The organism is Pseudomonas sp. AC242 (assembly GCF_979258655.1).
This window is the reverse complement of the sequence record NZ_OZ409873.1, coordinates 3,431,358-3,455,510: the sequence shown is the minus strand read 5'-3', so window position 1 is coordinate 3,455,510 and position 24,153 is coordinate 3,431,358. Positions and strand designations below refer to the sequence as shown.

20 protein-coding genes are annotated in these 24,153 nt (G+C 60.4%); 4 read left to right on the top strand and 16 right to left on the bottom strand.

What is annotated here, in order from left to right; genetic code table 11:
- Positions 1–184 precede the first annotated feature (184 nt).
- Positions 185–2,389 (bottom strand): TonB-dependent receptor, encoded by a 2,205-nt coding sequence (locus ACZZ0A_RS15480; protein ID WP_463543417.1) that lies wholly within the window; start codon positions 2,387–2,389, stop codon positions 185–187.
- A 268-nt stretch (positions 2,390–2,657) separates the two neighbouring features.
- Between ACZZ0A_RS15480 and ACZZ0A_RS15475 the strand changes: the two genes are divergently transcribed.
- On the top strand, positions 2,658–3,749 hold the full coding sequence (locus ACZZ0A_RS15475) for a DUF1615 domain-containing protein (protein ID WP_414893315.1): 1,092 nt from the start codon (positions 2,658–2,660) through the stop codon (positions 3,747–3,749).
- A gap of 71 nt (positions 3,750–3,820) precedes the next feature.
- Here ACZZ0A_RS15475 and ACZZ0A_RS15470 read toward each other — a convergent pair whose 3' ends face one another.
- The 12 genes from ACZZ0A_RS15470 to ACZZ0A_RS15415 form a co-directional block, all read right to left on the bottom strand.
- Complete coding sequence (locus ACZZ0A_RS15470) at positions 3,821–4,222, bottom strand: hypothetical protein (protein ID WP_463543416.1); 402 nt, start codon at positions 4,220–4,222, stop codon at positions 3,821–3,823.
- A 132-nt stretch (positions 4,223–4,354) separates the two neighbouring features.
- Positions 4,355–5,047, bottom strand: coding sequence for an anti-sigma factor (locus ACZZ0A_RS15465; protein WP_463543415.1), 693 nt, complete (start codon positions 5,045–5,047; stop codon positions 4,355–4,357).
- Positions 5,044–5,577, bottom strand: coding sequence for a sigma-70 family RNA polymerase sigma factor (locus ACZZ0A_RS15460; RefSeq protein WP_007918254.1), 534 nt, complete (start codon positions 5,575–5,577; stop codon positions 5,044–5,046). Before ACZZ0A_RS15460 ends, ACZZ0A_RS15465 begins: the two co-directional genes overlap by 4 nt.
- 163 nt (positions 5,578–5,740) lie before the next feature.
- Positions 5,741–6,262, bottom strand: a complete 522-nt coding sequence (locus tag ACZZ0A_RS15455; protein WP_414893319.1) for a DUF3455 domain-containing protein — start codon at positions 6,260–6,262, stop codon at positions 5,741–5,743.
- A 114-nt stretch (positions 6,263–6,376) separates the two neighbouring features.
- Positions 6,377–8,062, bottom strand: a complete 1,686-nt coding sequence (locus ACZZ0A_RS15450; protein WP_238539565.1) for an ABC transporter ATP-binding protein — start codon at positions 8,060–8,062, stop codon at positions 6,377–6,379.
- 1 nt (position 8,063) lies between these two features.
- Positions 8,064–9,086 carry an ABC transporter permease gene (locus tag ACZZ0A_RS15445; RefSeq protein WP_123376962.1) on the bottom strand — a complete coding sequence of 341 codons (1,023 nt, stop codon included), beginning with the start codon at positions 9,084–9,086 and terminating at the stop codon, positions 8,064–8,066.
- The gene (locus tag ACZZ0A_RS15440; protein WP_108227252.1) at positions 9,086–10,150 is read right to left on the bottom strand and encodes a microcin C ABC transporter permease YejB; all 1,065 of its coding nucleotides are present in this window, start codon (positions 10,148–10,150) and stop codon (positions 9,086–9,088) included. The genes ACZZ0A_RS15445 and ACZZ0A_RS15440 overlap by 1 nt, the downstream gene beginning before the upstream one ends.
- A 1-nt stretch (position 10,151) precedes the next feature.
- The gene (locus ACZZ0A_RS15435) at positions 10,152–12,017 is read right to left on the bottom strand and encodes an extracellular solute-binding protein (RefSeq protein WP_463543414.1); all 1,866 of its coding nucleotides are present in this window, start codon (positions 12,015–12,017) and stop codon (positions 10,152–10,154) included.
- A gap of 150 nt (positions 12,018–12,167) precedes the next feature.
- Positions 12,168–14,879 (bottom strand): TonB-dependent receptor, encoded by a 2,712-nt coding sequence (locus ACZZ0A_RS15430; protein WP_463543413.1) that lies wholly within the window; start codon positions 14,877–14,879, stop codon positions 12,168–12,170.
- Between the two features lie 207 nt (positions 14,880–15,086).
- Positions 15,087–15,488 (bottom strand): ExbD/TolR family protein, encoded by a 402-nt coding sequence (locus ACZZ0A_RS15425; RefSeq protein ID WP_007918272.1) that lies wholly within the window; start codon positions 15,486–15,488, stop codon positions 15,087–15,089.
- Positions 15,488–16,174, bottom strand: coding sequence for a MotA/TolQ/ExbB proton channel family protein (locus ACZZ0A_RS15420; RefSeq protein WP_371857975.1), 687 nt, complete (start codon positions 16,172–16,174; stop codon positions 15,488–15,490). Before ACZZ0A_RS15420 ends, ACZZ0A_RS15425 begins: the two co-directional genes overlap by 1 nt.
- 67 nt (positions 16,175–16,241) lie before the next feature.
- Positions 16,242–17,075: an energy transducer TonB gene (locus tag ACZZ0A_RS15415; RefSeq protein ID WP_463543412.1), complete on the bottom strand. Its 834-nt coding sequence runs from the start codon at positions 17,073–17,075 to the stop codon at positions 16,242–16,244.
- Between the two features lie 1,113 nt (positions 17,076–18,188).
- On the opposite strand from ACZZ0A_RS15415, the gene ACZZ0A_RS15410 reads away from it, so the two are divergent.
- The gene (locus tag ACZZ0A_RS15410; RefSeq protein ID WP_007949951.1) at positions 18,189–18,812 is read left to right on the top strand and encodes a glutathione S-transferase; all 624 of its coding nucleotides are present in this window, start codon (positions 18,189–18,191) and stop codon (positions 18,810–18,812) included.
- 53 nt (positions 18,813–18,865) lie between these two features.
- On the opposite strand, the gene ACZZ0A_RS15405 is transcribed toward ACZZ0A_RS15410, so the two are convergent.
- The gene (locus ACZZ0A_RS15405; RefSeq protein WP_007918278.1) at positions 18,866–19,306 is read right to left on the bottom strand and encodes a CBS domain-containing protein; all 441 of its coding nucleotides are present in this window, start codon (positions 19,304–19,306) and stop codon (positions 18,866–18,868) included.
- A gap of 198 nt (positions 19,307–19,504) precedes the next feature.
- Here ACZZ0A_RS15405 and ACZZ0A_RS15400 point away from each other — a divergent pair, with 198 nt between their 5' ends.
- The gene (locus tag ACZZ0A_RS15400; RefSeq protein WP_463543411.1) at positions 19,505–21,865 is read left to right on the top strand and encodes a DNA polymerase II; all 2,361 of its coding nucleotides are present in this window, start codon (positions 19,505–19,507) and stop codon (positions 21,863–21,865) included.
- On the opposite strand, the gene ACZZ0A_RS15395 is transcribed toward ACZZ0A_RS15400, so the two are convergent.
- The gene (locus ACZZ0A_RS15395) at positions 21,830–22,300 is read right to left on the bottom strand and encodes a DUF1810 domain-containing protein (protein ID WP_007918280.1); all 471 of its coding nucleotides are present in this window, start codon (positions 22,298–22,300) and stop codon (positions 21,830–21,832) included. The genes ACZZ0A_RS15400 and ACZZ0A_RS15395 overlap by 36 nt on opposite strands.
- Before the next feature lie 25 nt (positions 22,301–22,325).
- Entirely contained in the window at positions 22,326–23,147 is an 822-nt protein-coding gene (locus tag ACZZ0A_RS15390) for an aldo/keto reductase (protein ID WP_463543410.1), read from the bottom strand.
- Positions 23,148–23,624: 477 nt separating this feature from the next.
- Here ACZZ0A_RS15390 and ACZZ0A_RS15385 point away from each other — a divergent pair, with 477 nt between their 5' ends.
- Entirely contained in the window at positions 23,625–24,140 is a 516-nt protein-coding gene (locus ACZZ0A_RS15385; RefSeq protein WP_007919523.1) for an Hcp family type VI secretion system effector, read from the top strand.
- The last annotated feature ends 13 nt before the right edge of the window (positions 24,141–24,153 follow it).

Here is a 24,153-nt window from a genome sequence, read left to right as displayed (position 1 = left end):
CACCTCGGTCAGTCCCCTCTCCTCTAAAAGGCGAGGGGAAAGGGAGCCGATTTGGGTGCCTTTCAAAACCTGAGTTCGACTTGGTGGCACACGTCGGCGTAACTCGAAAAAACACCTCGGTCAGTCCCCTCTCCCTCCGGGAGAGGGCTAGGCGGGCGGCGTTCCGATGAGGGGCTTTTCAAGCTTAGAAATCAATGGTGCCGGACAGCTTCGCCACCCGCGGCTCACCCTGAGTCAGATACCCACCCTGAGCCGATTCCCAGTACTTCTTGTTCGCCAGGTTCTCCACACCCAGACGCACGGTCACGTCTTTCTCCGACACCTTGAACGCATAACGCGCACCCGCATCGAAACGGTTCCAGGTCGGCAGGCTCAGATTGTTCGCCGCATCGGCGTACTGGCCGCCAGTACGCAGCATCCGCGCATTCAGCGCTACGCCCTGCAGACCGGGTACATCCCAGTCAGCGCCGGCGTTGAACTGGAAGGTCGGCACGCCGATCGCACGGTTGCCGTCGTTGGCACCGTTGAGGGTGTTCTTCAGCTCTGTGTCCATCAGGGTCAGGCCGCTGATCAGGCGCAGGCCCTGGATCGGCTCGCCGAACACGTTCATTTCCACACCTTTGTTGATCTGCTCGCCTTCACGCACGTAGGTGCAGGTAGTGGCGCTGTCGATTTCGCAGTAACCATCGCTCGGCTGTTCGATGCGATAAACACCCAGGCTGGCGCCGTAAGTGCCCATGTCGACTTTCACCCCGACTTCGGTCTGCTTGGAGCGTGCCGGTGCATAGACTTCGTTGCCGTTGGTCACACGGAATCCGCCAGAACTGGTCGGCGAGGTCGGGCCCTGGGCCAAGCCTTCGATGTGGTTGGCGTAGAACGACACGTGTTCCCACGGTTTGAACACCACGCCGTACACCGGCGTGGTGATCGATTCGTCGTAGCTCGACTTGCGATCGCCGCTGCCCCAACTGGCGTAGTTGTAACCTTGCACCACCAGTTGTTGGCGACGCAGGCCGGCGGTGACCAGCAGGCGATCGTCGAAGAAACCGAGGGTGTCGGAAATCGCAATGCTGCGGTTGAAGGTCTTGCCGACGATGCCCGGATCATTCAAGTCGCCGCCGGCAAAATTGCCCACTGGCGACGGGGTTTGCACCGGGTGATAGATATTGTTGGCGTACTGGGTCAGGTCGAAGTCATAGGCGCTGCGCTGTTCGGCCCAGATGCCGGTCAGGCCGAAATTGAGTTTGTGGCTGACCGGGCCGGTGTTGAATTTACCGTTGAGGCCAGCCATCACACTGGTGTTGTCTTCGTCATGGGGAATGAACGAGCCGGTGGTGAACGAAGCGCCGCTGTTGCCGACCAGCGTGGTCGAGTTGTAGCGCCCGACTTCGCGGGTGTGCTTGGCGCCGCCGGCCGCGTAGGCGGTCCAGTTGTCGTTCAGGTCGTACTCGGCGCGGAGCATGCCGAAGGTGTCTTCGATGTCGGTGTAGCCCCACTTCGGCGCATAGTTGGTATCGGCCGACGGCGCGTCCGGAATGTGTGTGGCGGTGCCGAGGTTGACCGAGTTGCGGCCACCGTTGACGCGTTCTTTCTGGTAGGCGAAGTCGCCGGAAATGCGCAGGGCATCGCCGCGATAGTCGAGGCCGATGGCGAACAGTTTCGAGCGCTGGTTCTCGTGATCGATACCGGTGTCGCCTTCGCGCTGGGACAGGTTGATCCGGGCGCCGAAGCGGTTGTCTTCACCGAAACGCTGGCCGATGTCGAAGTGATGACCGATACGGCCTTCGCTGTTGATGTCGGTGGTGTAGCGACGCAACGGCACGTCGCCGGCGCGCTTCGGTTGCAGGTTGACGCCACCGCCAATGCCGGAGCCGGTCGGGGTCACGCCGTTGATAAAGGCGTTCGGGCCTTTGAACACTTCCACGCGCTCAAGGGCGTCGGTGGAAATGATCTGCCGTGGCAACACGCCGTACAGGCCGTTATAGGAAATGTCGTCGCCGTTCAGCGGCAGGCCGCGAATCATGAAGACCTGCGCCTGGTTGGAGAAACCCGAGGCCTGACGTACCGACGAATCGTTGAGCAGCACGTCGGCGACGTTTTCGGCCTGCTGATCCTGAATCAATTGTTCGGTGTAGGACGCGGCGCTGAACGGCACGTCCATCATGTCCTGATTGCCCAGCACGCCGAGTTGACCACCACGGGCAACTTGTCCGCCGGAGTAGACCGGAGGCAGGGCACCGGGTGTCGGGGCCTGGGCATTGACGTTGACGTCGTCCAGCACCAGCGCTTTGGTATCGCCTTCGGCGGCGTAAGCGGTGACAGTCAGGGAGCACAGCAGGGCGAGAAGCGTCGGGCGAAACGGGACGGCGAGTCGAGCTGAAGCGGGCATGTAGATACCTGGAGGCGCACGGCCGGTGAGAAAAATAAGGGCGGCGCGGGAACTCCTTGCGCAAATGCGACTCCAGGTGCAAATGATAGATTTTCTCAGTAACGTTTTGCAATCAGTTTGTCATCAGCCGTTGGAAGCTCTATTTCGGGGCACTTGGCGGCGCAGGGAAATGAACATCAAGGGAACAGGGCCAGATCAGCGCAGTCCTAGCCTGCGCCATACCATTGAACGTATGGTGAACCCGGCACAACGGACTGGATGAAGTTACATGCACAACTTTCGATTACCGATCACGCTCGCCGCACTGCTGGTGCTCGCCGGTTGCGCGGGGCAGCGCAGCCAGGAGCCGGTGCCGCGTGCGCCTGCCGAAGTGAAGGCCGAGATTGTGCGGCTGATGCCGGCCAAGACGGCCGATCGGCAAGGCTGGGCCACCGATATCTACGCCGCATTTGCCGCGCAAAACATCAGCCCGACCACGCAGAATCTGTGTTCGGTACTGGCCGTCGCCGAGCAGGAATCCACCTTCCAGGCCGACCCCTCCGTGCCCGGCCTGGGCAAAATCGCCCGCGACGAAATCGATCGCCGCGCCGCCAAAGTGCATATTCCCAGCCTGTTGGTCAGCGGCGCTCTGCAAGTGCGTTCAACCAACGGCAAGACCTACAGCGAACGCCTGAATGCGGCACGCAGTGAGAAAGAACTCAGTGGCATTTTCGACGACTTCATCGGTCGGGTGCCGATGGGCCGCACGCTGTTCGGCGGCTTCAACCCGGTGCACACCGGCGGGCCGATGCAGGTCAGCATCGAGTTTGCCGAGCAACACGCCAAGGATTATCCGTACCCGGTGGACGGCACGATCCGCCGTGAAGTGTTCAGCCGCCGTGGTGGCATGTATTTCGGTATCGCGCATTTGCTCGGTTATCCGGTGAGTTATCGCGAGCCGCTGTATCGGTTTGCCGACTTCAACGCCGGTTGGTACGCCAGTCGCAATGCTGCGTTTCAGAATGCGGTCAGTCGCGCCTCGGGCATTCCACTGGCGCTGGATGGCGACCTGATCCGCTACGACTCGATCATGCCCGGCGGCACGGAACTGGCGGTACGCACTCTCGGCAAGTCGCTGGGCATGCGCAACCCGACCATTCGCGATCAACTGGAGAAGGGCAAAACCCTGGAATTCGAAGAGACCAGACTCTATCAGCGGGTGTTCGAACTGGCGGAGCAAGCGGAGGGGAAAAAGCTGCCGCGTGCGGTGTTGCCGGGGATCGTACTGCAGAGTCCGAAGATCACCCGCAAGCTCACGACGGCCTGGTTCGCCAAACGCGTGGATGAGCGCTACAAGCGCTGCATGGCCAAGGCCGGATAAAACAACCGGGCATAAAAAACCCGGCTGAGGGAGCCGGGTTTCTCTGGGGTGTTGCGCTTGCAGCCATGCATTCAGGCAACGCGGCGTTCGAGCAGACGATCCGAGCCACCTTCGGCGACGCGGCGTTCCAGCAGACGATCCGAACCACCTTCGGCGACGCGGCGTTCGATCAGACGATCCGCACCACCTTCAGCCACGCGACGTTCCAGCAGACGATCCGAGCCACCTTCAGCAACGCGGCGTTCCAGCAGACGATCCGAACCACCTTCAGCAACGCGGCGTTCGAGCAGACGATCAGAACCACCTTCAGCAACGCGACGTTCAATCAGACGATCCGAACCACCTTCAGCCACACGGCTTTCGATCAGTTTGTCCGAGCCGCCTTCGGCGATCATGGTGTGGGCCGGGGTGGCGGCGAAAGCGTTGATAGCGAAGACCGAGAAAGCGATACCGAGAAGGGTTTGGCGTTTCATGATGGTGTGCTCCGGGGTGTTGTTGGTTGGTATGGAGCCGATGTTACGCCGGAGATTTTTTATGAGAACTTCATTGCCGTGATGGTGAACATCGATGTCGATGATGGTCGCCAGAAGCCGCAGATCAGAGCCTTACAGCACCTTCACCGCACGCCCGATCGCCTGAATCGGCCCGGTCGGTTTGCCGATCGGCGAGCCATTGGCACCCTCAAGTGTCAGCTCGAACAACTGATTGGGTTGCAGCGGCGGCAACTTGTCCAGCGGCACCGACAAGGCCTGCCCGGGTTTGACCAGTCCCAGCGAAACCGGCCCTTGCCAGCCGTCAGCCTTGGTCCAGAATTCCAGGGCCTTGTCCGCCGGCACCTCAACCACGCCCAATGGAATCAACTGAATCTCCCGCGAATTGCTTGCCTGAATCACCCAGCCCGGGGCCTTGTCCTGCGGCGCGACCAGCACCACCAGAAAGCTTGGTTTCGGCGTGGTCTGGGTCAACAGGATCGAACCCAAAATCAACGTGGCGGCCAATCCGATAGCACTCAACCCGCGCCAGAGTGGCAGCAGGTTCCACCATGAAGTCGACGGCGCTTTTGCCGTGAGTCGGTCGAGGCTGCGTTCGATGCGCGGCCACAACAACGCAGACGGTTGCTGCGAGGGGGCAAGATCAGTCAACTCCAGCAGGCGCCGCTCCCAGGCATCCACCGCTGCACGCAATTCGGGTTCGTTGGGCAAGCGTCGTTGCACCTCGATCCGCTGTTCAAAAGAAAGCGTGCCGAGCACATATTCGCCGGCCAGTTCATCGCGGTCTTGCGCTGATTCGCTGGTCATCCCATGCACTCCCGCAAGGCGTTGAGGCTGCGTTTGATCCACGCTTTGACCGTGCCCAGCGGCGTGTCGAGGCGCGCGGCAATTTGCGCGTGGCTGTAGCCGTCGACATAGGCATGCAGGATGCAGTGGCGGCGTTGCGGCTCCAGTTGCTCAAGGCAACGGTGGATACGCGCCGAATGAACTTGGGCGTCGAAACCGTCATCGTCTGCAGCCACTTCGTGGGCTTCGTCGAATGGTGTTTCCCGGCCCTGATCGCGTAGCAGATTCAGCGCCAGATGCCGCGTCACCGTGAACATCCAGCCCCGCGCCGAACCGCGTGCCGGGTCAAACCCCGCCGCGCCGTTCCAGATCTTGATGAACGCCTCATGAACGATGTCCTCCGCCAGCGCCGTATCGCGCACCAGACGCTTGGCCACACCGAGCAGACGCGGGCCTTCCTGCACATACAAATCGCGCAGGGCCGCACGCTCGCCACGGGCACAGGCAGCGAGGCGGGCTTCGTAATCGAACGCGGATTCGGCTAAAGGCATGTCGTGCAATCTAGCTCACATTCCGCAAACATCCAGAACACATGATTCCCCTTGTAGGCCTTCGCCTGCTCGCGATAGCGGTGTGTCAGTGATGCATATGTTGGCTGACACTCCGCTATCGCGAGCAGGCGAAGGCCTACAGGGGAGGCGGTAAATCCGGGAATCAGTTCGCCGCCCAGAAAATGTAATCGGCTTGATACTTCACCACTTCCTGCTTGCCCTTGTTCGCCGCCGTGCATTCACTGCCCGGCGCTACGCCGCCCTTGAGCGCGACCCGCTGGATGTAACTCACGCCGTTCATCGCGCCTTTGCCTTCGGCCGGATTGGCCTTGACCAGTTGATAGGGCAGGTTGCCCGGGCTGGACGGCGCCACGGCCAATTGCGTGCCGGTGACTTTCGAACCGTCCTTGGCCTGCCAGGTAGCCGGCGGGCCAAAGTAGGTGCCGACCTGCTTGCCGCTGCGATCATTGAGCACCGCTTTCGGGCCGACGAAGGTCCACTCGGTCTGCCCGGGCGCATTGGCTTTGTCCCGGCATTCGTAGGTGATCTCACCGACGCCGGTGGTTTCCATCGCGATCTTGTGGCCGTCCGGGACTTTGATCGCGTCGGGATAGCTGCTTTGGGCGAAGGTCGTCGAGGACAGGGCGAGCAAACCGGTGAGGCCAATCAGCTGGGTGATGTTCATCAGTGTTATCTCCGAAAAGGGTAAACCGCTGACAGCCGAAGAGGGCTGTTACAAGGACTACCCGTGGCGGAGGTGTTTGGATGCAGTGCCTGAAAAATATTTTTTGGACCACTTCTATACCTGTGGGAGCTGGCTTGCCAGCGATAGCGGTGGGTCAGCGAAGGGGATGTCGACTGACCCGGCGCCATCGCTGGCAAGCCAGCTCCCACAGGGTTTTGTGTCGGGCTTCAGGCCGGAGGCGTTCAAGAGCTCTTGGGTGTAGGGGTGTTTGGGCGCGGCGAAAATCTCGCGCGACGAACCCTGCTCAACCACCTTGCCATCCTTGATCACCATCAAGTCATGCGCCAACGCATGCACCACTGCCAGGTCATGGCTGATAAACAAATAGGTCAGCCCATGCCTGATCTGCAATTGCCGCAACAACTCCACCACCTGTTTCTGCACCGTACGATCCAGCGCCGATGTCGGCTCATCGAGCAGAATCAGCGCCGGCTCCAGCACCAGTGCGCGGGCGATGGAAATGCGCTGGCGCTGGCCGCCGGAAAACTCATGGGGATAACGATGGCGGCTCTGTGGATCGAGGCCGACTTCCTCCAGCACCCGAATCACCGCCGCCTCACGCTCGGCCTCGGTGCCGATGCCGTGAGTCAGCAAGCCTTCGGCAATAATCTGCTGCACTGACATCCGTGGGCTGAGGCTGCCGAACGGGTCCTGGAACACCACTTGAATCTGCCGCCGCAACGGCCGCATCAAACGTTGATTGAGCAAGCTCAGTTGCTTGTTACCAAAACGGATATTGCCCTCGGACTCGACCAACCGCAGGATCGCCTGACCCAGGGTCGATTTTCCTGAACCGGACTCGCCGACAATCCCCAAAGTCTTGCCCCGTTGCAGGGTGAAACTCACGCCGTCCACCGCTTTGATGTAATCCTGCTGGCGGCTGAACAACGCCTTGGGCAACGGAAACCACACCTTCAAATCATCAACTTCGAGCAGGTTGTGATCATACTCACTCGGCACCGGCCCACCGCTCGGCTCAGCCTCGATCAACAAGCGGCTGTAAGGATGCTGCGGCGCGCGAAACAACGCTTCGCAATCCGCCTGCTCGACGATTTCACCATGGCGCATCACGCACACCCGTTGCGCGATGCGCCGCACCAGATTGAGGTCATGGCTGATCAGCAACAGCGACATGCCGAGGCGTTGCTGCAACTCGATCAACAACTCAAGAATCTTCTGTTGTACCGTGACGTCGAGCGCCGTGGTCGGCTCATCGGCGATCAACAGCTCCGGCTCATTGGCCAGCGCCATGGCGATCATCACCCGTTGCCGCTGACCACCGGAGAGTTGATGTGGATAGGCTTTCAAGCGCTGCAACGGCTGGCGAATGCCGACCAGTTCCAGCAGCTCCAGAGTCCGTTCGCGGGCAGCGCGGCCCTTGAGGCCTTTGTGAATCTCCAGTACTTCGCTGACTTGCTTTTCCACCGTGTGCAACGGATTGAGCGAGGTCATCGGCTCCTGAAAAATCATCGCAATGCGGTTGCCGCGCAAACCGCGCATCTGCTGCTCGCTGGCGTGCAATAAATCCACGCCGTTGTAGCGGATCGCGCCGCTGCTGCTGACGTTCTTGCCCGGCAATAAACGCAGAATCGAATGCGCCGTCACCGACTTGCCCGAGCCGGATTCACCGACCAGTGCCAGACATTCGCCACGGCGAATATCCAGGTTCAAACCGTGCACCACTTCTTGCCCGGCGAAGGCCACGCGCAGATCGCGGATCTCGATCAAATTGTCGTTCATCTCAGCTCCGGGGATCGAATGCATCACGGCAAGCCTCACCAATAAAAACCAACAAGGACAGAATCAGTGCCAGGGCAAAAAACGCCGTCAGCCCTAGCCACGGCGCTTGCAGGTTGCGCTTGGCCTGACCGATCAATTCGCCCAGCGACGCGGTGCCAGCCGGCATGCCGAAGCCAAGAAAATCCAGCGCAGTCAGCGTCGCAATCGCACCAGTCAGAATGAATGGCAGATAGGTGAGGGTGGAGGTCATCGCGTTGGGCAGAATATGCCGGCACATCAGCTCGTTGTCGGTCAGACCCAGCGCTCGCGCGGCTTTGACGTATTCCAGATTGCGCCCACGGAGGAACTCGGCGCGCACCACATCGACCAGCGCCAGCCAGGAAAACAGCGCCATGATCCCCAGCAACCACCAGAAACTCGGCGAGACGAAGCCGGACAGAATGATCAGCAGGTACAGCACCGGCAACCCCGACCAGATCTCCAGCACCCGTTGCCCGAGCAAGTCGACCCAGCCACCGTAATAACCCTGCAACGCCCCGGCAACGATGCCGATAAACGCACTGATGCCGGTAAGGATCAGCGCAAACAGAATCGAAATCCGCGTGCCGAAAATCACCCGCGCCAGCACATCGCGCGCCTGATCATCGGTGCCCAGCCAGTTGCTTGCTGACGGTGGACTCGGCGCTGGTTCGCTGAGATCGTAATTGACCGTGTCGTAACTGAACGGGATCGGCGGAAACAACATCCAGCCGCCCTGATCCTCGATCAGTTTGTGTACATAGCTGCTGGCGTAATCCGGCTGAAACGGCAACTCGCCGCCGAAATCGGTTTCCAGATAATCGCTGAGGATCGGGAAGTAAAAAGCGTTGTGATAGCGAATCACCAACGGTTTGTCGTTGGCGATCAGCTCACCGCCGAGACAAATCAGGCACAGGCCGACAAACAGCCACAGCGACCAGCGTCCGCGCCGGTTGGCCTTGAACTGCGCAACACGACGCTGGCCGAGAGGAGAAAGTGTGAACATCAGGCAGTCCTCGCCGAGAAGTCGATGCGCGGGTCGAGCAGGGTGTAGCAGAGATCGCCGATCAGCTTGATCAACAGGCCGAACAGGGTGAACAGAAACAACGCACCGAACACCACCGGGTAATCGCGCGACACCGCCGCTTCGTAGCTCATGCGCCCGAGGCCGTCGAGGTTGAAGATGGTTTCGATCAGCAAGGAACCGGCGAAAAACACCTCGATCAGCGCCGACGGCACACCGGCAACGACCAAGAGCATGGCGTTGCGAAACACATGGCCGTAGAGCACGCGGCGCTCGGTCAGGCCTTTGGCCCGCGCGGTGATCACGTACTGGCGGCTGATCTCGTTGAGGAAGCTGTTCTTGGTCAGAATGGTCAGCGTGGCGAAACCGCCAATCACCAGCGCCGTCACTGGCAACACCAGGTGCCAGAGGTAGTCGCCGACCTTGCCCAAGGTGCTGAGGCTGTCGAAGTTATCCGAGACCAGCCCCTGCACTGGAAACCAGTTGACGTAGCTGCCGCCGGCAAACACCACGATCAACAGAATCGCGAACAGGAACGCTGGCATCGCATAGCCGATGATGATCGCCGTGCTGCTCCAGACATCGAAGGCGCTGCCGTTCTTGATCGCTTTGCGAATGCCCAGCGGGATCGAAATCAGGTAGGTGATCAACGTCGCCCACAAGCCCAGCGACAGCGACACCGGCAACTTCTGCACAATCAGATCGGTGACCTTGGCGCCGCGAAAGAAACTGCTGCCCAGATCCAGTTGCGCGTAGTTTTTCAGCATCAGCCACAGGCGTTCGTGCAGCGGTTTGTCGAAACCGTAATGGTGTTTGATCTCCTCGATCAGCGCCGGGTCGAGGCCACGGCTGCTGCGGCCTGCACCGCCAACCGCCGCGACCTCGCCACCGCCGCCCATGCTGTGGCCGCCGAAGCCTTGCAAGCGGGCGATGGCTTGCTCTACCGGCCCACCCGGCGCGGCCTGCACGATAAGGAAGTTGACCACCAGAATGCACAGCAGCGTCGGGATGATCAGCAGCAAACGTCGACTCAGATAACGCAGCATGTCACTGGCCCCCCGCAAGCTGAGTGTGCATCTGTTGCGTGGTCAATGCCTTGGTCGACACCTCCCACCAGGTGTTGAGGCCTTCGTCGTATGCCGGTTGCACGGGTGGCATGGCGAAGCGGTTCTGATACACCGTCGGCGTGCCTTTGGAGTAGTAGTTGGGAATCATGTAGTAACCCCATTGCAGCACCCGGTCGAGGGCGCGGGCGTAATGCACCATGGCTTCGCGGGTATTGGCCTGGACCAGCCCGTCGATCAACTGATCGACCGCCGGGTTGGCCAGCACCATCGAGTTGGAACTGCCGACTTGCGTGGCGCTTTGCGAGGCGTACAGGCTGTACAACTCACGGCCGGGGGATACGATCGGATCGCCGCTGCGCGGGAAAGCGACGACGATCATGTCGTAGTCGCGGGCGTTGAGGCGGTTGACGTATTGCGCCGAATCGATCCGCCGCAGATTGAGGGTGATGCCGATCTGCGCGAGGGTGCGTTTGAACGGCAAGAGCATGCGATCGAAGCCGCCCTGACCGTCGAGGAAAGTGAACTCCAGCGGCTCACCCGCAGCGTTGACCAGGCGATTGTGTTGCGGCGTCCAGCCAGCCTCGGCGAGCAGCTTCAGCGCCTGCAGTTGTTTGTCGCGGATGTAGCCGCTGCCATCGGTTTTCGGCGCTTCATACACTGTGGTGAAAACCTCGTCGGGGACTTGCCCGCGTAGCGGTTCGAGGATCTTCAATTCTTCAGCGTCGGGCAGGGCGGTGGCGGCCATTTCGCTCTTCGGCCAGAAGCTGTTCTGGCGCACGTAGAAGCCGCGCATCATCTGCTTGTTGGTCCACTCGAAATCCCACAGCAGGCTGATCGCCTGACGCACGCGGCGATCCTGGAAGATCGGGTTCTGCAGGTTGAACACAAAGCCTTGGGCGGCGGTGGGTTTCTCCGGCGCCAGAATCGACTGCTGCAAGCGACCGTCACGCAGTGCCGGGCTGTCGTAGCCGACCACGTAACCAGACGAGGAGAACTCGCGGTTGTAGTCGAATGCGCCGGCCTGCAGCAGTTGGCGGGCGACGTCGGTGTCGCCGTAGAAATTCACCGTGAGGGTGTCGAAGTTGTACATGCCGCGACTGACCGGCAGGTCTTTGCCCCACCAGTCCGGATCACGTTGAAAACTGATGCTGCGCCCGGCGTCGACCTTGCTGACCCGGTACGGGCCGCTGCCCAGCGGTGGCTCGAAGCCGCCGCCATTGGCGAAGTCGCGGGTTTTCCACCAGTGCTCGGGGACCACGCGCATCGTCGCCAAGTCCAGTGCGAGGGTGCGGTTCAGATTGTTCTTGAAGGTGAAGCGCACCTGCCGTGGGCCTTCGATCAGCACGTCCTGCACGTCGGCGTATTGCTGGCGATAACTCAGGCTGCCCTTGGTCATCAGCAGGTTGAAGGTGTAGCGCACGTCTTCGGCAGTGATCGGCGTACCGTCAGCGAAACGTGCTTTTGGATTGAGGGTGAAACGCACCCAGAGTCCATCGGGATCGCGCTCGATCTGTTGCGCGACCAGTGCGTAAACGGTGTACGGCTCGTCGAGCGAACGGAACGCCAATGGCGAGTACACCCAGTCGTTGACCTGCACCACGGAAATGCCCTGATCGGCATACGGGCTGATGTAGTTGTACTGGCCGATCTCCATCGACGCGCGACTGAGCGAACCGCCCTTGGGCGCGTTGGGATCGACGAAATCAAAGTGCTGGAAGTTCGCCGGATACTTCGGCGCTTCGCCGTACACCGTCAGCGCATAACTGCCGCCGGCCAGCGCCGAGGTGCCGGTGCACAGCAGCGCACTGCCCAAAAGCAGGCCCGCCATGTTGCGCAAAAAACTCATGCAATCACTCCTGAAAATCCCTGAAGAAACCCGGTCCCCATGTGGTAGCTGGCTTGCCAGCGATAGCGATATGTCAGTGAAGTAAATGTCGACTGATACGACGCCATCGCTGGCAAGCCAGCTCCCACAGGGTTTTGCGGTGCTCGTTCTTTAGAAGTGGTACGTCATGCGCGCAAACAAGGTGCGGCCCAGCGGATCGGTGTAGCGCGGGTCATAGCCGCTCTGGAAGTTGTAAGCCTGGTTGGAGAACGGCGGGTTGCGGTCGAACACGTTCTTCATTCCGGCATCGACATCCAGCACCTTGTTGAAGGTGTAGCCGGCCGACAGGTCCCACACCGAATACGACGCCACGCGCGCGTGGGTGTCGCGGTCGTAGTCGTTGTAACCGGTGGTGAAGCGGTTGGTCAGTGCCGCCCGCGCTGCGCCGAAGGTCCAGCTGCCGGTGAGGTTATGCTTCCAGCGGGCGATCACGCCGTCACCCTGGAAGTCGCCGACCTTGTCGGTGAACGGGCCTTTGATGGTGCTCTGGAAGTCGTACTCGTCAACATAGGTGCCTTGCAGGCCCAGACCGAACTGACCGTACGGCGTGTTCGGGAAGCGGTAGTCCAGCGAGACGTCGACACCGTTGGTTTCGACGATGCCGAGGTTGGCGTTGCCGGTAACGATGTAATTGAGCGTGCCGTCGGCGTTGCGCACGAAGCGATCCGGGTAGGAACCGGCCTGATCAAACACGGTGGATTCCGGGAACGGCTGGATCTGGTTGGAAATGTGAATCCACCAGAAATCCAGACCTACCGAGAGGTTGTTGATCGGCTGATAAACGAAGCCGAGGGTCACGTTGCGCGCCTTCTCCGGGGCCAGATCTTCGTTGCCGCCAATCTGGTTGAGGAACTGCTGACCGCAATCGCGGCCGCCGTTGCCGCCCGGTTGCACGACGCCACCGGTACACAGCACCGGGTCGTTGTAGTAGCCCTGGGTGAAGGTGATGCTGCGCGGCGAATACAGCTCGTACAGCGACGGCGCACGGAAACCTTCACTGTAGGCGCCACGCACCACCAGCTCTTTCAACGGCTGATAACGGAACGAGTATTTCGGGTTGGTGGTGCTGCCGAAGTCGCTGTATTTGTCGTGACGCACGGCGGCGGACAGTTCAAGGCTGTCGAGCACCGGCACGTTGATTTCGGCGTAGGCGGCTTTGACGCTGCGGTCGCCCTCGACGCTGCCGGCCGGGTCGATGCCAAGGCTCTGGATGTCGCCGGCGAACGACTCGAAATCCTGATGGAATTTCTCTTTGCGGTATTCGCCGCCCAGCGCCAGACCGGACGGACCGGCACCAAACCAGTCGCCGATTTCACGGCTGATACGCCCGTCGAATCCGGCCACGCGGCCAACGGCAGTGGAATAGGCGCCGTGGTATGCGGCATTGTCGATGTACTGCTGGCCGGCCGCCGACTGCGGGCCGAACGGGTTGAGCAGACCGCTGGCCAGACCGGCGATCATCGCCTGATCGCTGACAAAGCCATTGGTGACGCTGGAGACGATTTTGTTCTGGTTGTACGAGGCGCCGACGTTGTAATCCCAACCGGCGACCAGACCATCGAAACTGAGCAGGAAGCGCTGGCTGGTGTTCTGGTCTTTCGATTCCCGCGGGCCGGCCGCGGTTTCCCGCCAGTTCACATCGACCGGTTGGGTCGGGTCGAGGGCGAAATCGGTCGGCGCCGGGGTGATGCCGTTGCCGGGGTAGTAGGGCGACGAAGAATCGAGGCTCAGACCGGTCAGTGGTGCCGGGCCGATCGCCGTGGCGTTGTTGTTGCGCGACCAGAAGTATTCGAGATTGACGTTGTGATCGTCGCCGAGTTTGCCGGTGGTCTTGCCGAAGAACGAGGTCTTCTCGGTCTGCGGCACCAGGTCGATGTATTCGCGGGTGCTGAAGCGGCACAAGCCGTCGCGGGCGATCAGGTTGGGGCCGTTGCAATTGCTGTTGGCCAACGGGTTGGTGGCGTTGCCGTTCTGGCTGTAGTTACCGGGAAATGCGGTGCCGGAAGTCTGATCGAGACCGCGACCGGGGGCATAGTCAGTGGCAAAAGAGCGATCGTTGGCGTCGAGGTTCTGCTGCTTGTTGTAGTTGAACACGCCGAGGACGTTGAAGCGGTCCTCTTCCAGGTCGCCGTAGCCCCAACTGGCGCTCATGTCTTTGGTTTGGCCGCCGCCGCTGTGGGTCGGGGTTTCGCCGCCGAGGGTCAACTGGCCGTCGGTCAGGGATTTCTTGGTGATGAAGTTGATCACACCGCCGATGGCGTCAGTGCCGTACAGCGCCGACGCGCCGTCACGCAACACTTCCACGCGTTCGATGGCGGCAAACGGGATCATGTTCAGATCCACCGCGCCGCCGGCCGAGTTGGTTCCCGACAAGGCGTTGTTGGCCAGGCGTCGACCGTTGAGCAGCACCAGCGTCTTGTTCGCGCCGATGCCGCGCATGTCGGCGAACGAGGCGCCGCCAGTGGCTGCGCCGACTGAGCCTGCGCTGTTGTTGATCGACTGGCTGCCGGTGATGCGCTGCACCAGTTCGGCGGTGGTGGTCACGCCCTGTTTGCGCAGTTCATCGGCCTTGAGAATGGTGATCGGCACCGCCGTTTCCGCATCGACCCGGCGAATCGCCGAGCCCGTCACTTCGACCCGTTGCAGTTGCGTGGTCGGCGCAACCACCGCCGCAGCTGCCGGGACGGCAGCGTTGTCGTCCTCGGCCGCTTGCACAGTCCCAGCGCCCATCCCCATGGCCACCAGATACAACGGAACAAAACGGTGGCGAGAAATCGTGGCCACCAAGGGTTTGAGCGTGAAGCGTGGAGTGTTCATCAGCATGGTTATTTCCGACTTTTTAGACGTTATCGAATTGGCCTTGTGAGCCCCTCATTGCTCCGCTATCGGTGATACCGCGTGCGGAAAACCACTTTCTTCAAGCAAGCCGATCCCCTCCGAAGACGCGTGGCGTTTTTTCGGTCGGCTGATTGCGACAGGATTCAGCGGGCGGTGGCGGGCGCGTCTCTCAAGACCCGGCCGCCACCGCACTCAGTGGGTGGTCATCACCGATATTTTGGTAATGCCCGAGCGTTCGATCGACGCCATGGCCTTGGCCACCTGGCCGTAATTGACGGCGGAGTCGGCCTGCAATTGCACGCGGACTTCGGCGTCCTTGGCCTTGACCTCCTTGAGGCTGGCTTCCAGCGATTCCGGGGCCAACTCGGTTTTCGCCAGATAGAACTTGCCGTCCTGATCGACGCTGACCACCACCGGGTCTTTCTTTTCGGCGGGGGCGACGGCGTCGGTTTTCGGCAGATTCACTTTGATCGCGTTGGTCATCAGCGGCGCGGTGACGATGAACACCACCAGCAGCACCAGCATCACGTCGACCAACGGCGTGACGTTCATTTCGCTGAGTACTTCATCGCTGTCTTGAGTGGAGAACGACATCAGCTGGCCTCCCGCACGGCGGCTGTGGTTTTGCTGGCGATGGCCTGACGGCTGATGGAAAACGCACTGCGCGAGGCGAGGGCGTCGAAGTCGTGGGCGAAGTCATCCATGTCTGCCGAAGCCAGTTTCAAGCGGCGCAGGAAGAAGTTGTAAATCAGCACCGCTGGCACGGCGACAGCGATGCCGACACCGGTGGCGATCAGTGCGTGACCGATCGGCCCAGCCACTGCTTCAAGGCTGGCCGAACCGGTTTCGCCGATGCTTTTCAGCGCTTCCATGATTCCCCACACGGTGCCGAACAGGCCAATGAACGGCGCGGTGCTGCCGATACTGGCGAGGATCGCCTGGCCGTTTTCCAGCGAGCGGCGTTCCTTCTGGATCTGCTGGCGCAGGTTGCGTTCCAGGCGATCCGAGCGGTTGATGGTGTGTGCCAGTTGTTGCGTGGTGCGCGGCGAGTCTTCCACCAGCAGCGCTTCGAAACCGCTGCTGGCAATGCGCGCCAGCGAGCCCGGATACTGGCTGGCGTGTTCGGCGGCAGTGAGCAGATCCGGCGCGCCCCAGAAGGCTTTGGTGAACTGTTTGTTCTGCGCTTTCTGCCGCAGGTACTGCGCCGACTTGACCAGCAGGATCGCCCAGCTGACCACGGAAAACAGCACCAGACCCCAGAGCACGCCGGGGACAATCATCGAAGACAAATCGTTCATGGTGATACCTCGCTTGCGTTATTCGGTTGTGCGTTGATTGAGCGTTCGGTTATTGCGGCAATTTGAAATCGATGGTCTGGGTGGCGAAGCCGTCGATCGGCGTGTCACCGCGTTTGGCCGGAATAAATTTCCAGTTCTTCACGGCGGTAACAGCCGCGTCATCCAGTTGCGGTTTGCCGCTGGATTTGGTCACCGTCACCGAGCCGGCGCGACCATTGGCGAGCACCTGAATGCGCAGCACCACGTTGCCTTCCCAGTTGCGCCGCAGGGCCAGCGAGGGATATTCCGGCGGCGGGTTGCCGAGGCTGGCGAGGCCCGAGATCGCTGCCGATTCCTTGACCGGACCCGGCGCAGCGGCGGGTGCCGGGGGCGCGCTCGGTGTTGCCGGCGCAGCGGGTGCGGCCGGTTGTGCCGGGGCGGGTGGGGCTTTCGGCGGCTCGACCTTTTTCACCGGTTTCGGCTTCTCGACCGGTTTTGGTTTTTCGATCGGCTTGGGCTTCTCCACCGGTTTCGGCGGTGGCTTGACCGCGTCCTCGTCTTCCACCGGTTGTTCAGGTTCCGGCGGTGGTGGAGGAGGCGGCGGTGGCGGCGGTGGCGGCGGTTCCGGAGTGGGCGGTGCCGGTGGCGTCGGGCTGGTCAGCTCGACGGTCATTTCCGGAATCTGCGGTGGCGTTGGCAATGGCTGTGTTTTCGATTGCTGGAGAAACCACCAGGCGCCGCCATGTATCAGCGCCGACACAGCGACCAGCAACACCATCTGCTGTTTATTCAGACCACCGGGTTGCGAGGTATTGGCTTTAAACGCCGGCCTGCCCGGTGGCGGCGGAATTGGCGCTTCCCGCAACGGCCCCGGCAGGGTTCTGTGCTTTACCGCATCGTTCATTAAAGCTCCCTCGGGTTGATGAAGGGCAATAAGGTGCCGTCCGAACATCCAGGGGATATTCGAGTGGGTGGGTGTAACTTTCTTCAAGGTGTGCAGAAGCCGATAGTTGAACTATTCGGTTAACAAGGCTTGTGCAAACTTACTGGCTTGGCGTCATCGACTTCGAGTGTTCATTAGCCATTCCCTGGTTGTTCTTCTATTACGTGAGCGCACTGTCGGTGTCTCATGCTTGTTACACATAGCAACCGCTGTGCCACATGTTGCTGAAATGTAGAGTGCGTATTTCATGAGTGTTACCCATGTCGCATTTATATAAGTTTTACCCTTGTCGTGGTTTTTCCATGGCGCGCAGATTGCCGTTACTCCGGTTGAGGGAGCTTTTTCACAGGCGAGTCAGGCTGTGCGCCATATCACGCGGGTTGGCGGGATAGAGCGGCTACGCAGCTGGCGGCCAGGGCACTTGCTGGTGCGCGGCGGACTGAATTGGTGCGGGTCAATGTTTTAGCGGCTCACGGGGTATGTTCCTTGTTGTTGTTTAAATGAAATCACTGTTTTAAGTATTGAATAGTGCAAGTCCGTGGAGCAGTTTTGGTGCACTTGCAATGGCGCTGAAAGTTATTGTTCGACAATCCTGCTGTCGTTCAATGCACACTGCGGTTGTGCAATAACTGCCCGAGTCTTATTTAAAAAATAAATAGCACGCTGCCGTCGGCCAATAACTCATTGCCGAACGCAGTGCGCTGTCGAGGTGTCAGGTAATAAAGTAAGAGTGAAGGTAGCCGGGACTGTTCGGATGAACTCGGCGGCGAACGGATAAATGCAAAGAGGCTGTGATGCGGCAAAGCGTTTGAAGATTCACGCGGTGAACTCCTTGTTGCCAGCTCGGATACGCGAACTTTTGGTTCGGTATCGCACCTTACAAGAACGCGGATAGCGTTCGATGATTGCTCTTGGTGCGGGATGGGCACCGCCAGCGCTGTTTTGCGAGGTTTGAATTCGCAAGTCGCGAGTGCATGGGAAAACCGTGCCAAAACCGATACACAGGCAGATTTTTTCTACACCCACGCTACAGCCATCTACCCTGTGGCAATGGTCTTTTCGGGGGGATTGGATATGTACCAGCTCTACGGGCACAGAAATTCAGGCGCAGCCGCCATCGAAGCGGCGCTGGAACTGTGCCAGATCGCTTACCGTTTCATTGATATCGAAGCCAGCACCGAAGCCGCCGAGGCACTGGCCCAGCTCAATCCACTCAAGCAGATACCGACCTTGCAGCTGCCCGACGGCAGCGCTCTCACCGAGAGTGCGGCGATCCTGATTCATCTGGGCCTGACGTTTCCCAAGTCCGGCCTGCTGCCAGCCAAGGCGGATGATCGCGATCAGGCCATTCGCGGTCTGGTCTACATCGTCAGCAATTGCTACGCAGCGATCGGCGTCATCGATTATCCAGAGCGCTGGCTGCTGATGCCCGACGAAGCCTCGCGACAGAATCTGGTGGCCGGCGCGCGCGAGCGTTTGCACTGGAGTTGGGAGGTATTTGCCGACCAGTTTTCTGCCGAGCTGTATCTGGATGACGAAACGCCGGGGGCGCTGGATGTGCTGGCGGCGGTGGTGACGCGCTGGGCGGGCAGCCGCGAGCATTTGCGCCAGACGCGGCCGGGGTTTTATGCGTGGTTGCAGCGAATTGACCGGCACCCGGTGCTGGCGCCGGTGTTTGCCCGGCATTGGCCGTCCTGACCGACGATGATCGTTCCCACGCGGAGCGTGGGAACGATCTCGGTAAAGGAGGGTTATTCCCCGCGAATGTACTGCTCCAACTGCTTGATCAACTCCGCCTGTTCGGCAATCGCTTCCTTGACCAGGTCACCGATCGACAGCAGGCCGATCAACTTGCCGTTCTCTACCACCGGCAAGTGGCGCAGGCGTTTGTCCGACATGATGCCCAGGCAGGTGTCGACGGTTTGGTGGGTGTCGACGGTGATCACGTTCGCCACCATGATGTCGCGCACCGGCGTGCCCACGGATGAGCGGCCATGCAGTACCAATTTGCGCGCATAGTCCCGTTCGCTGATGATGCCGACCACTTTTTCGTCTTCGACCACCAGCAAGGCGCCGACGTTTTTCTCGGCCATCTTCATCAGCGCTTCGAGCACCATGTGATCAGGTTTGATCTGGTGCACTTCCTGATTTTTCTGATCTTTGAGCTTGAGCAGTTGGGCGACGGTCTTCATGGCGGTTACTCAGGTGTTGTCGTTGTTCTCCAAGCATCGTAGACGCAAGCGCGCAGGGCAAGGTGGCAAAGCGGCAGATAACACGCAAAAAACGTCATTTGCCGGTTTTTTCCGTGGCTGACGGCGATTTATCGCCAGAGTCATCCCAGGCAATGCCGCGTAGAATGCCCTTCTGATTCAATTCCTGAGGTTGCAGTGGTGGATTTACCGCAGGGCTTCGTCCTGACCCGGCATTGGCGCGATACGCCGGCCGGCACCGAAGTCGAGTTCTGGCTGGCGACCGACGCCGGGCCGCGCCGTGTGCGCCTGCCGCATCAGCCGTCGGTGGCGTTTGTTCCTGCCGAGCAGCGCGAGGCTGCCGAACGTCTGCTGCACGACGAAAAGAACGTCGAACTGCGCCCGTTGGCCCTGCAGGATTTCGAACATCGCCCGGTGCTCGGTCTGTATTGTCAGCAACACGGCCAGTTGATGCGCCTGGAAACCGCGCTCAACCGCAACGGGGTCGACGTCTACGAAGCCGACGTGCGCCCGCCGGAGCGCTATCTGATGGAGCGCTTCATCACCGCACCGGTACGGTTCAGTGGCACGTCCGATGCCGACGGCGTATTGCTCAACGCCCAGCTCAAACCTGACCCCGATTACCGACCGAAGCTGCGCCTTGTCTCGCTCGACATCGAAACCACCGAAACCGGCGAGTTGTATTCGATTGCCCTCGAAGGGTGCGGCGAACGTCAGGTGTACATGCTCGGTGCGCCGAACGGCGACGCCAGCATCGTCGACTTTGATCTTGAATACTGCGACTCGCGCACGGTCATTCTGAAGAAACTCAACGACTGGTTCGCCCGTCACGACCCCGACGCGATCATCGGCTGGAACGTCGTGCAGTTCGATCTGCGCATCCTCCACGAACACGCGCGACGCCTCGGCGTGCCGCTGAAGATCGGCCGTGGCGGCGAAGAGATGCAATGGCGCGAACACGGCAGCCGCAATCACTACTTCGCCTCCGCAGCGGGGCGGCTGATCATCGACGGTATCGAGTCCCTGCGTTCAGCGACCTGGAGCTTCCCGTCGTTCAGTCTGGAAAACGTTGCCCAGACTCTGCTCGGCGAAGGCAAGTCGATCGACAACCCGTACCAGCGCATGGACGAGATCAACCGCATGTTCGCCGAGGACAAACCGGCGCTGGCCAAGTACAACCTCAAGGACTGCGAACTGGTCACTCGGATCTTCGCCAAGACCGAGTTGCTGACCTTTCTGCTCGAGCGCGCCAGTGTCACCGGACTGCCGGCGGACAGAAGCGGTGGCTCGGTAGCAGCGTTCACGCATTTGTATATGCCGTTGATGCACCGACAGGGTTTTGTCGCGCCGAATCTCGGCACCAATCCGCCGCAGGCCAGCCCCGGCGGGTTTGTCATGGACTCGCAACCGGGCCTGTATGAGTCGGTGCTGGTGCTCGATTACAAGAGCCTTTATCCATCGATCATTCGCACCTTTCTGATCGACCCGGTCGGCCTGATCGAAGGCTTGCAACACCCGGACGATAGCGACTCCGTGCCGGGCTTCCGAGGTGCGCGGTTCTCGCGTACCCGGCATTGTCTGCCGTCAATCGTTTCGCGGGTGGCCGAAGGTCGTGAGACCGCCAAGCGCGAGCACAACGCACCGTTGTCGCAAGCGCTGAAAATCATCATGAACGCCTTCTACGGCGTGCTCGGCTCCAGCGGCTGCCGCTTCTTCGATACGCGGCTGGCCTCATCGATCACCCTGCGCGGTCACGAGATCATGCTGCGCACGCGCAAGCTGATCGAAGAGCAGGGCCACGCGGTGATCTATGGCGACACCGATTCAACGTTTGTCTGGCTGCGTCGCCCGCACGGACAGGAAGAAGCGGCGAACATCGGTCATGCGCTGGTCAAGCACGTCAACGACTGGTGGCGCGCGCATGTGCGTGATGAATATGGCCTGGAAAGCGCCCTCGAACTGCAATTCGAAATTCACTACAAACGCTTTCTGATGCCGACCATTCGCGGTGCCGAGGAGGGCAGCAAGAAGCGCTACGCCGGCCTCGTCACCCGCGCCGACGGCAGCGATGAAATGGTCTACAAAGGCCTGGAAACCGTGCGCACCGACTGGTCGTTGCTGGCCCGGCAATTCCAGCAGGAACTCTACGAGCGGATCTTCCAGCGCAAGCCCTATCAGGATTACGTGCGCGACTACGTGCGCAAAACCCTCGCTGGCGAATTCGATGATCGGCTGGTCTACCGCAAGCGCCTGCGCCGCACTCTCGACGATTACGAGCGCAACGTGCCGCCCCACGTGCGTGCGGCGCGGCTGGCCGACGACTACAACGCCCAGCACGGGCGCCCACGGCAGTACCAGAATGGCGGCTGGATCAGCTACGTCATCACCCTGGCAGGTCCCGAACCGCTGGAAGTGCGCCGCGCCGCGATCGACTACGACCACTACATCACCCGGCAACTGCAACCGGTGGCGGACGCGATTCTGCCGTTTGTCGACGACGATTTCTCAACCCTGATCGGGGGGCAACTGGGCCTGTTTTGAGTCGAGCAACTGCAGCGTCCATTCATCGAGAATGCCGTGGAAGTAGCGTTCCAGCGCCTGATTGAACACGCTGTCTTCAGCGCAAAACTGCGCGAACAGCGTCATCGAAGAATGAAATTTCAGGTCATCGGGATGGCCGAAAATCTCCGCGATCGAGCGCTGTTGCACTTTTAGCACTAGCTGCGTGCAAGTACGCAGGCGTGCGCCGAGCAGTTCGTGAGCCAGATAAGCCCGGGCTTCCTCGGCCGAACCGATGGCGTAGCGCCGGGACATTTCACTGCCGCCCAGGCCGGCGAACTGCGGAAAGACAAACCACATCCAGTGGCTGCGTTTGCGGCCCTCATCGAGTTCGCGTTGCACGCGCTCGAACACCGGGTCCTGGGCCTGGACAAAGCGTTGCAGGTTGAACGGGTCGTACTGATCAGTGCTTCTCATCGCGAAGCCCTCGCCAGTCGGCGGCTCAGACCATGGCCAGCCGCTGCTTGCGTTGTGGCGCTTTAAAAACCTGGTCCAGCGCCGCCAGATCCCCGGCCTCCAGTTGCAGTTGCGCGGCTTGTGCATTGAGTTGCACGTGCTCCGGTCGCACAGCCTTGGGAATCGCAATCACACCATCCTGACGCAGAATCCACGCCAGCGAAACCTGTGCCGGGGTTACACCATGACGAGCGGCAATCTCATTCAGCAGCGGTTCAGCCAGCATCGCGCCGCCCTGGCCGATTGGACAGTAGGCCATCAGCGGCATGCGCTGGTGTTGGCACCACGGCAGCAGATCGAACTCGATGCCGCGCTCCCCGAGGTTGTAAAGCACCTGATTGGTCGCGCAGGCCGAGCTTGAGAGTTCTTCGAGATCGTCAACATCGAAATTCGACACACCCCAACGGCCGATCTTGCCATCCTCGCGCAGGCGTTCGAAGGCCTCGACGGTTTCCTCCAGCGGATACTGGCCGCGCCAGTGCAACAGATAGAGGTCGATGTAGTCGGTGTCGAGCCGGCGCAAACTGCGCTCGCAAGCTTGCGGGATGCCCTTGCGGCTGGCGTTGTGCGGGTAGACCTTGCTCACCAGAAACACCTGATCGCGCAGGCCGGCGATGGCCTCGCCAACCAAGCTTTCGGCACCGCCCTCGGCGTACATTTCCGCCGTGTCGATCAGGGTCATGCCCAGCTCGATACCCGTGCGCAGCGCCGCCACTTCACGCTTGTGCGCCGAGCGATCTTCACCCATGCGCCAGGTGCCTTGGCCAATCACCGGAACCTGGACGCCGGCCAATTCGAGGGTACGCATGCAAACCTCCTTGCTGAATGTGTCGATACCTTTTAGTGGGCAGCAGGATAGCTCAGGGGTTCAATAAGCAAAGAGATCGCGGCCTTCGGCAGCGCTTTCCTTATGGGTAGCGGTTTCCCATGTAGGAGCTGCCGAAGGCTGCGATCTTTTGATCTGGCGCTCTTCTTTATCCATCCACGTACAAGTGCGCAAGAAGTTGCGCAGTGCCTCGCCTGTTTTCACCCGGATAAGTCTCTACAGGCCGCGTAGCTCGTGGCCTCCAGCCAAGTGCGCAACTTCTTGCACACCACTGCGCAAAAAGTTGCGCACTTTCCTTTGTTTTTCATTGGCTTAGTCACAGGAAAAAATCAGTCGATGAGCTCAAGGCATTGATCCGTATGGGCTGCATAAAAGCTGGCACGAAGTTTGATGGCGCATGGCCATCCTTTCAGGCAATGGTGCCTGAGAGGTATGTCTTTCAAGCAAGGAGAGCATCCCATGGCAACACCAGCGTACATGTCGGTTACCGGCGAAAAACAAGGCCTGATCACTGCCGGCGCATTCACCGCTGACTCCGTTGGCAACACCTACCAGGAAGGCCACGAAGACCAGGTTATGGTTCAGGCTTTCAGCCACGACGTGATCATCCCGCGTGACCCACAATCCGGTCAGCCAACCGGTCAGCGCGTTCACAAGCCAGTTGTGATCACCAAGGTCTACGACAAAGCTTCGCCTCTGCTGCAAGCCGCTCTGACCTCCGGCGAGCGCATGAGCGAAATCGTTATCCAGTGGTTCCGTACTTCTGCTCAAGGCACCCAAGAGCACTACTACACCACCAAACTGGAAGACGCGATCATCGTCGCCATCAACAACAAAATGCACAACTGCCAGGATCCAGGCAACTCGCACTTCACCCACCTGGAAGAAGTGCAGTTCACCTACCGTAAAATCACCTGGACCCACGAAGTCTCCGGTACTTCGGGTTCCGATGACTGGCGTGCTCCAGTCGTTTAATTACGGCTGATGG

What these genes read in the sequence shown, in the direction of transcription:
- ACZZ0A_RS15480 (WP_463543417.1), bottom strand. Translation starts at nt 2,389, where the DNA reads ATGCCCGCTTCAGCTCGACTCGCCGTCCCGTTTCGCCCGACGCTTCTC.
- ACZZ0A_RS15475 (WP_414893315.1), top strand. Translation starts at nt 2,658, where the DNA reads ATGCACAACTTTCGATTACCGATCACGCTCGCCGCACTGCTGGTGCTC.
- ACZZ0A_RS15470 (WP_463543416.1), bottom strand. Translation starts at nt 4,222, where the DNA reads ATGAAACGCCAAACCCTTCTCGGTATCGCTTTCTCGGTCTTCGCTATC.
- ACZZ0A_RS15465 (WP_463543415.1), bottom strand. Translation starts at nt 5,047, where the DNA reads ATGACCAGCGAATCAGCGCAAGACCGCGATGAACTGGCCGGCGAATAT.
- ACZZ0A_RS15460 (WP_007918254.1), bottom strand. Translation starts at nt 5,577, where the DNA reads ATGCCTTTAGCCGAATCCGCGTTCGATTACGAAGCCCGCCTCGCTGCC.
- ACZZ0A_RS15455 (WP_414893319.1), bottom strand. Translation starts at nt 6,262, where the DNA reads ATGAACATCACCCAGCTGATTGGCCTCACCGGTTTGCTCGCCCTGTCC.
- ACZZ0A_RS15450 (WP_238539565.1), bottom strand. Translation starts at nt 8,062, where the DNA reads ATGAACGACAATTTGATCGAGATCCGCGATCTGCGCGTGGCCTTCGCC.
- ACZZ0A_RS15445 (WP_123376962.1), bottom strand. Translation starts at nt 9,086, where the DNA reads ATGTTCACACTTTCTCCTCTCGGCCAGCGTCGTGTTGCGCAGTTCAAG.
- ACZZ0A_RS15440 (WP_108227252.1), bottom strand. Translation starts at nt 10,150, where the DNA reads ATGCTGCGTTATCTGAGTCGACGTTTGCTGCTGATCATCCCGACGCTG.
- ACZZ0A_RS15435 (WP_463543414.1), bottom strand. Translation starts at nt 12,017, where the DNA reads ATGAGTTTTTTGCGCAACATGGCGGGCCTGCTTTTGGGCAGTGCGCTG.
- ACZZ0A_RS15430 (WP_463543413.1), bottom strand. Translation starts at nt 14,879, where the DNA reads ATGCTGATGAACACTCCACGCTTCACGCTCAAACCCTTGGTGGCCACG.
- ACZZ0A_RS15425 (WP_007918272.1), bottom strand. Translation starts at nt 15,488, where the DNA reads ATGTCGTTCTCCACTCAAGACAGCGATGAAGTACTCAGCGAAATGAAC.
- ACZZ0A_RS15420 (WP_371857975.1), bottom strand. Translation starts at nt 16,174, where the DNA reads ATGATTGTCCCCGGCGTGCTCTGGGGTCTGGTGCTGTTTTCCGTGGTC.
- ACZZ0A_RS15415 (WP_463543412.1), bottom strand. Translation starts at nt 17,075, where the DNA reads ATGAACGATGCGGTAAAGCACAGAACCCTGCCGGGGCCGTTGCGGGAA.
- ACZZ0A_RS15410 (WP_007949951.1), top strand. Translation starts at nt 18,189, where the DNA reads ATGTACCAGCTCTACGGGCACAGAAATTCAGGCGCAGCCGCCATCGAA.
- ACZZ0A_RS15405 (WP_007918278.1), bottom strand. Translation starts at nt 19,306, where the DNA reads ATGAAGACCGTCGCCCAACTGCTCAAGCTCAAAGATCAGAAAAATCAG.
- ACZZ0A_RS15395 (WP_007918280.1), bottom strand. Translation starts at nt 22,300, where the DNA reads ATGAGAAGCACTGATCAGTACGACCCGTTCAACCTGCAACGCTTTGTC.
- ACZZ0A_RS15390 (WP_463543410.1), bottom strand. Translation starts at nt 23,147, where the DNA reads ATGCGTACCCTCGAATTGGCCGGCGTCCAGGTTCCGGTGATTGGCCAA.
- ACZZ0A_RS15385 (WP_007919523.1), top strand. Translation starts at nt 23,625, where the DNA reads ATGGCAACACCAGCGTACATGTCGGTTACCGGCGAAAAACAAGGCCTG.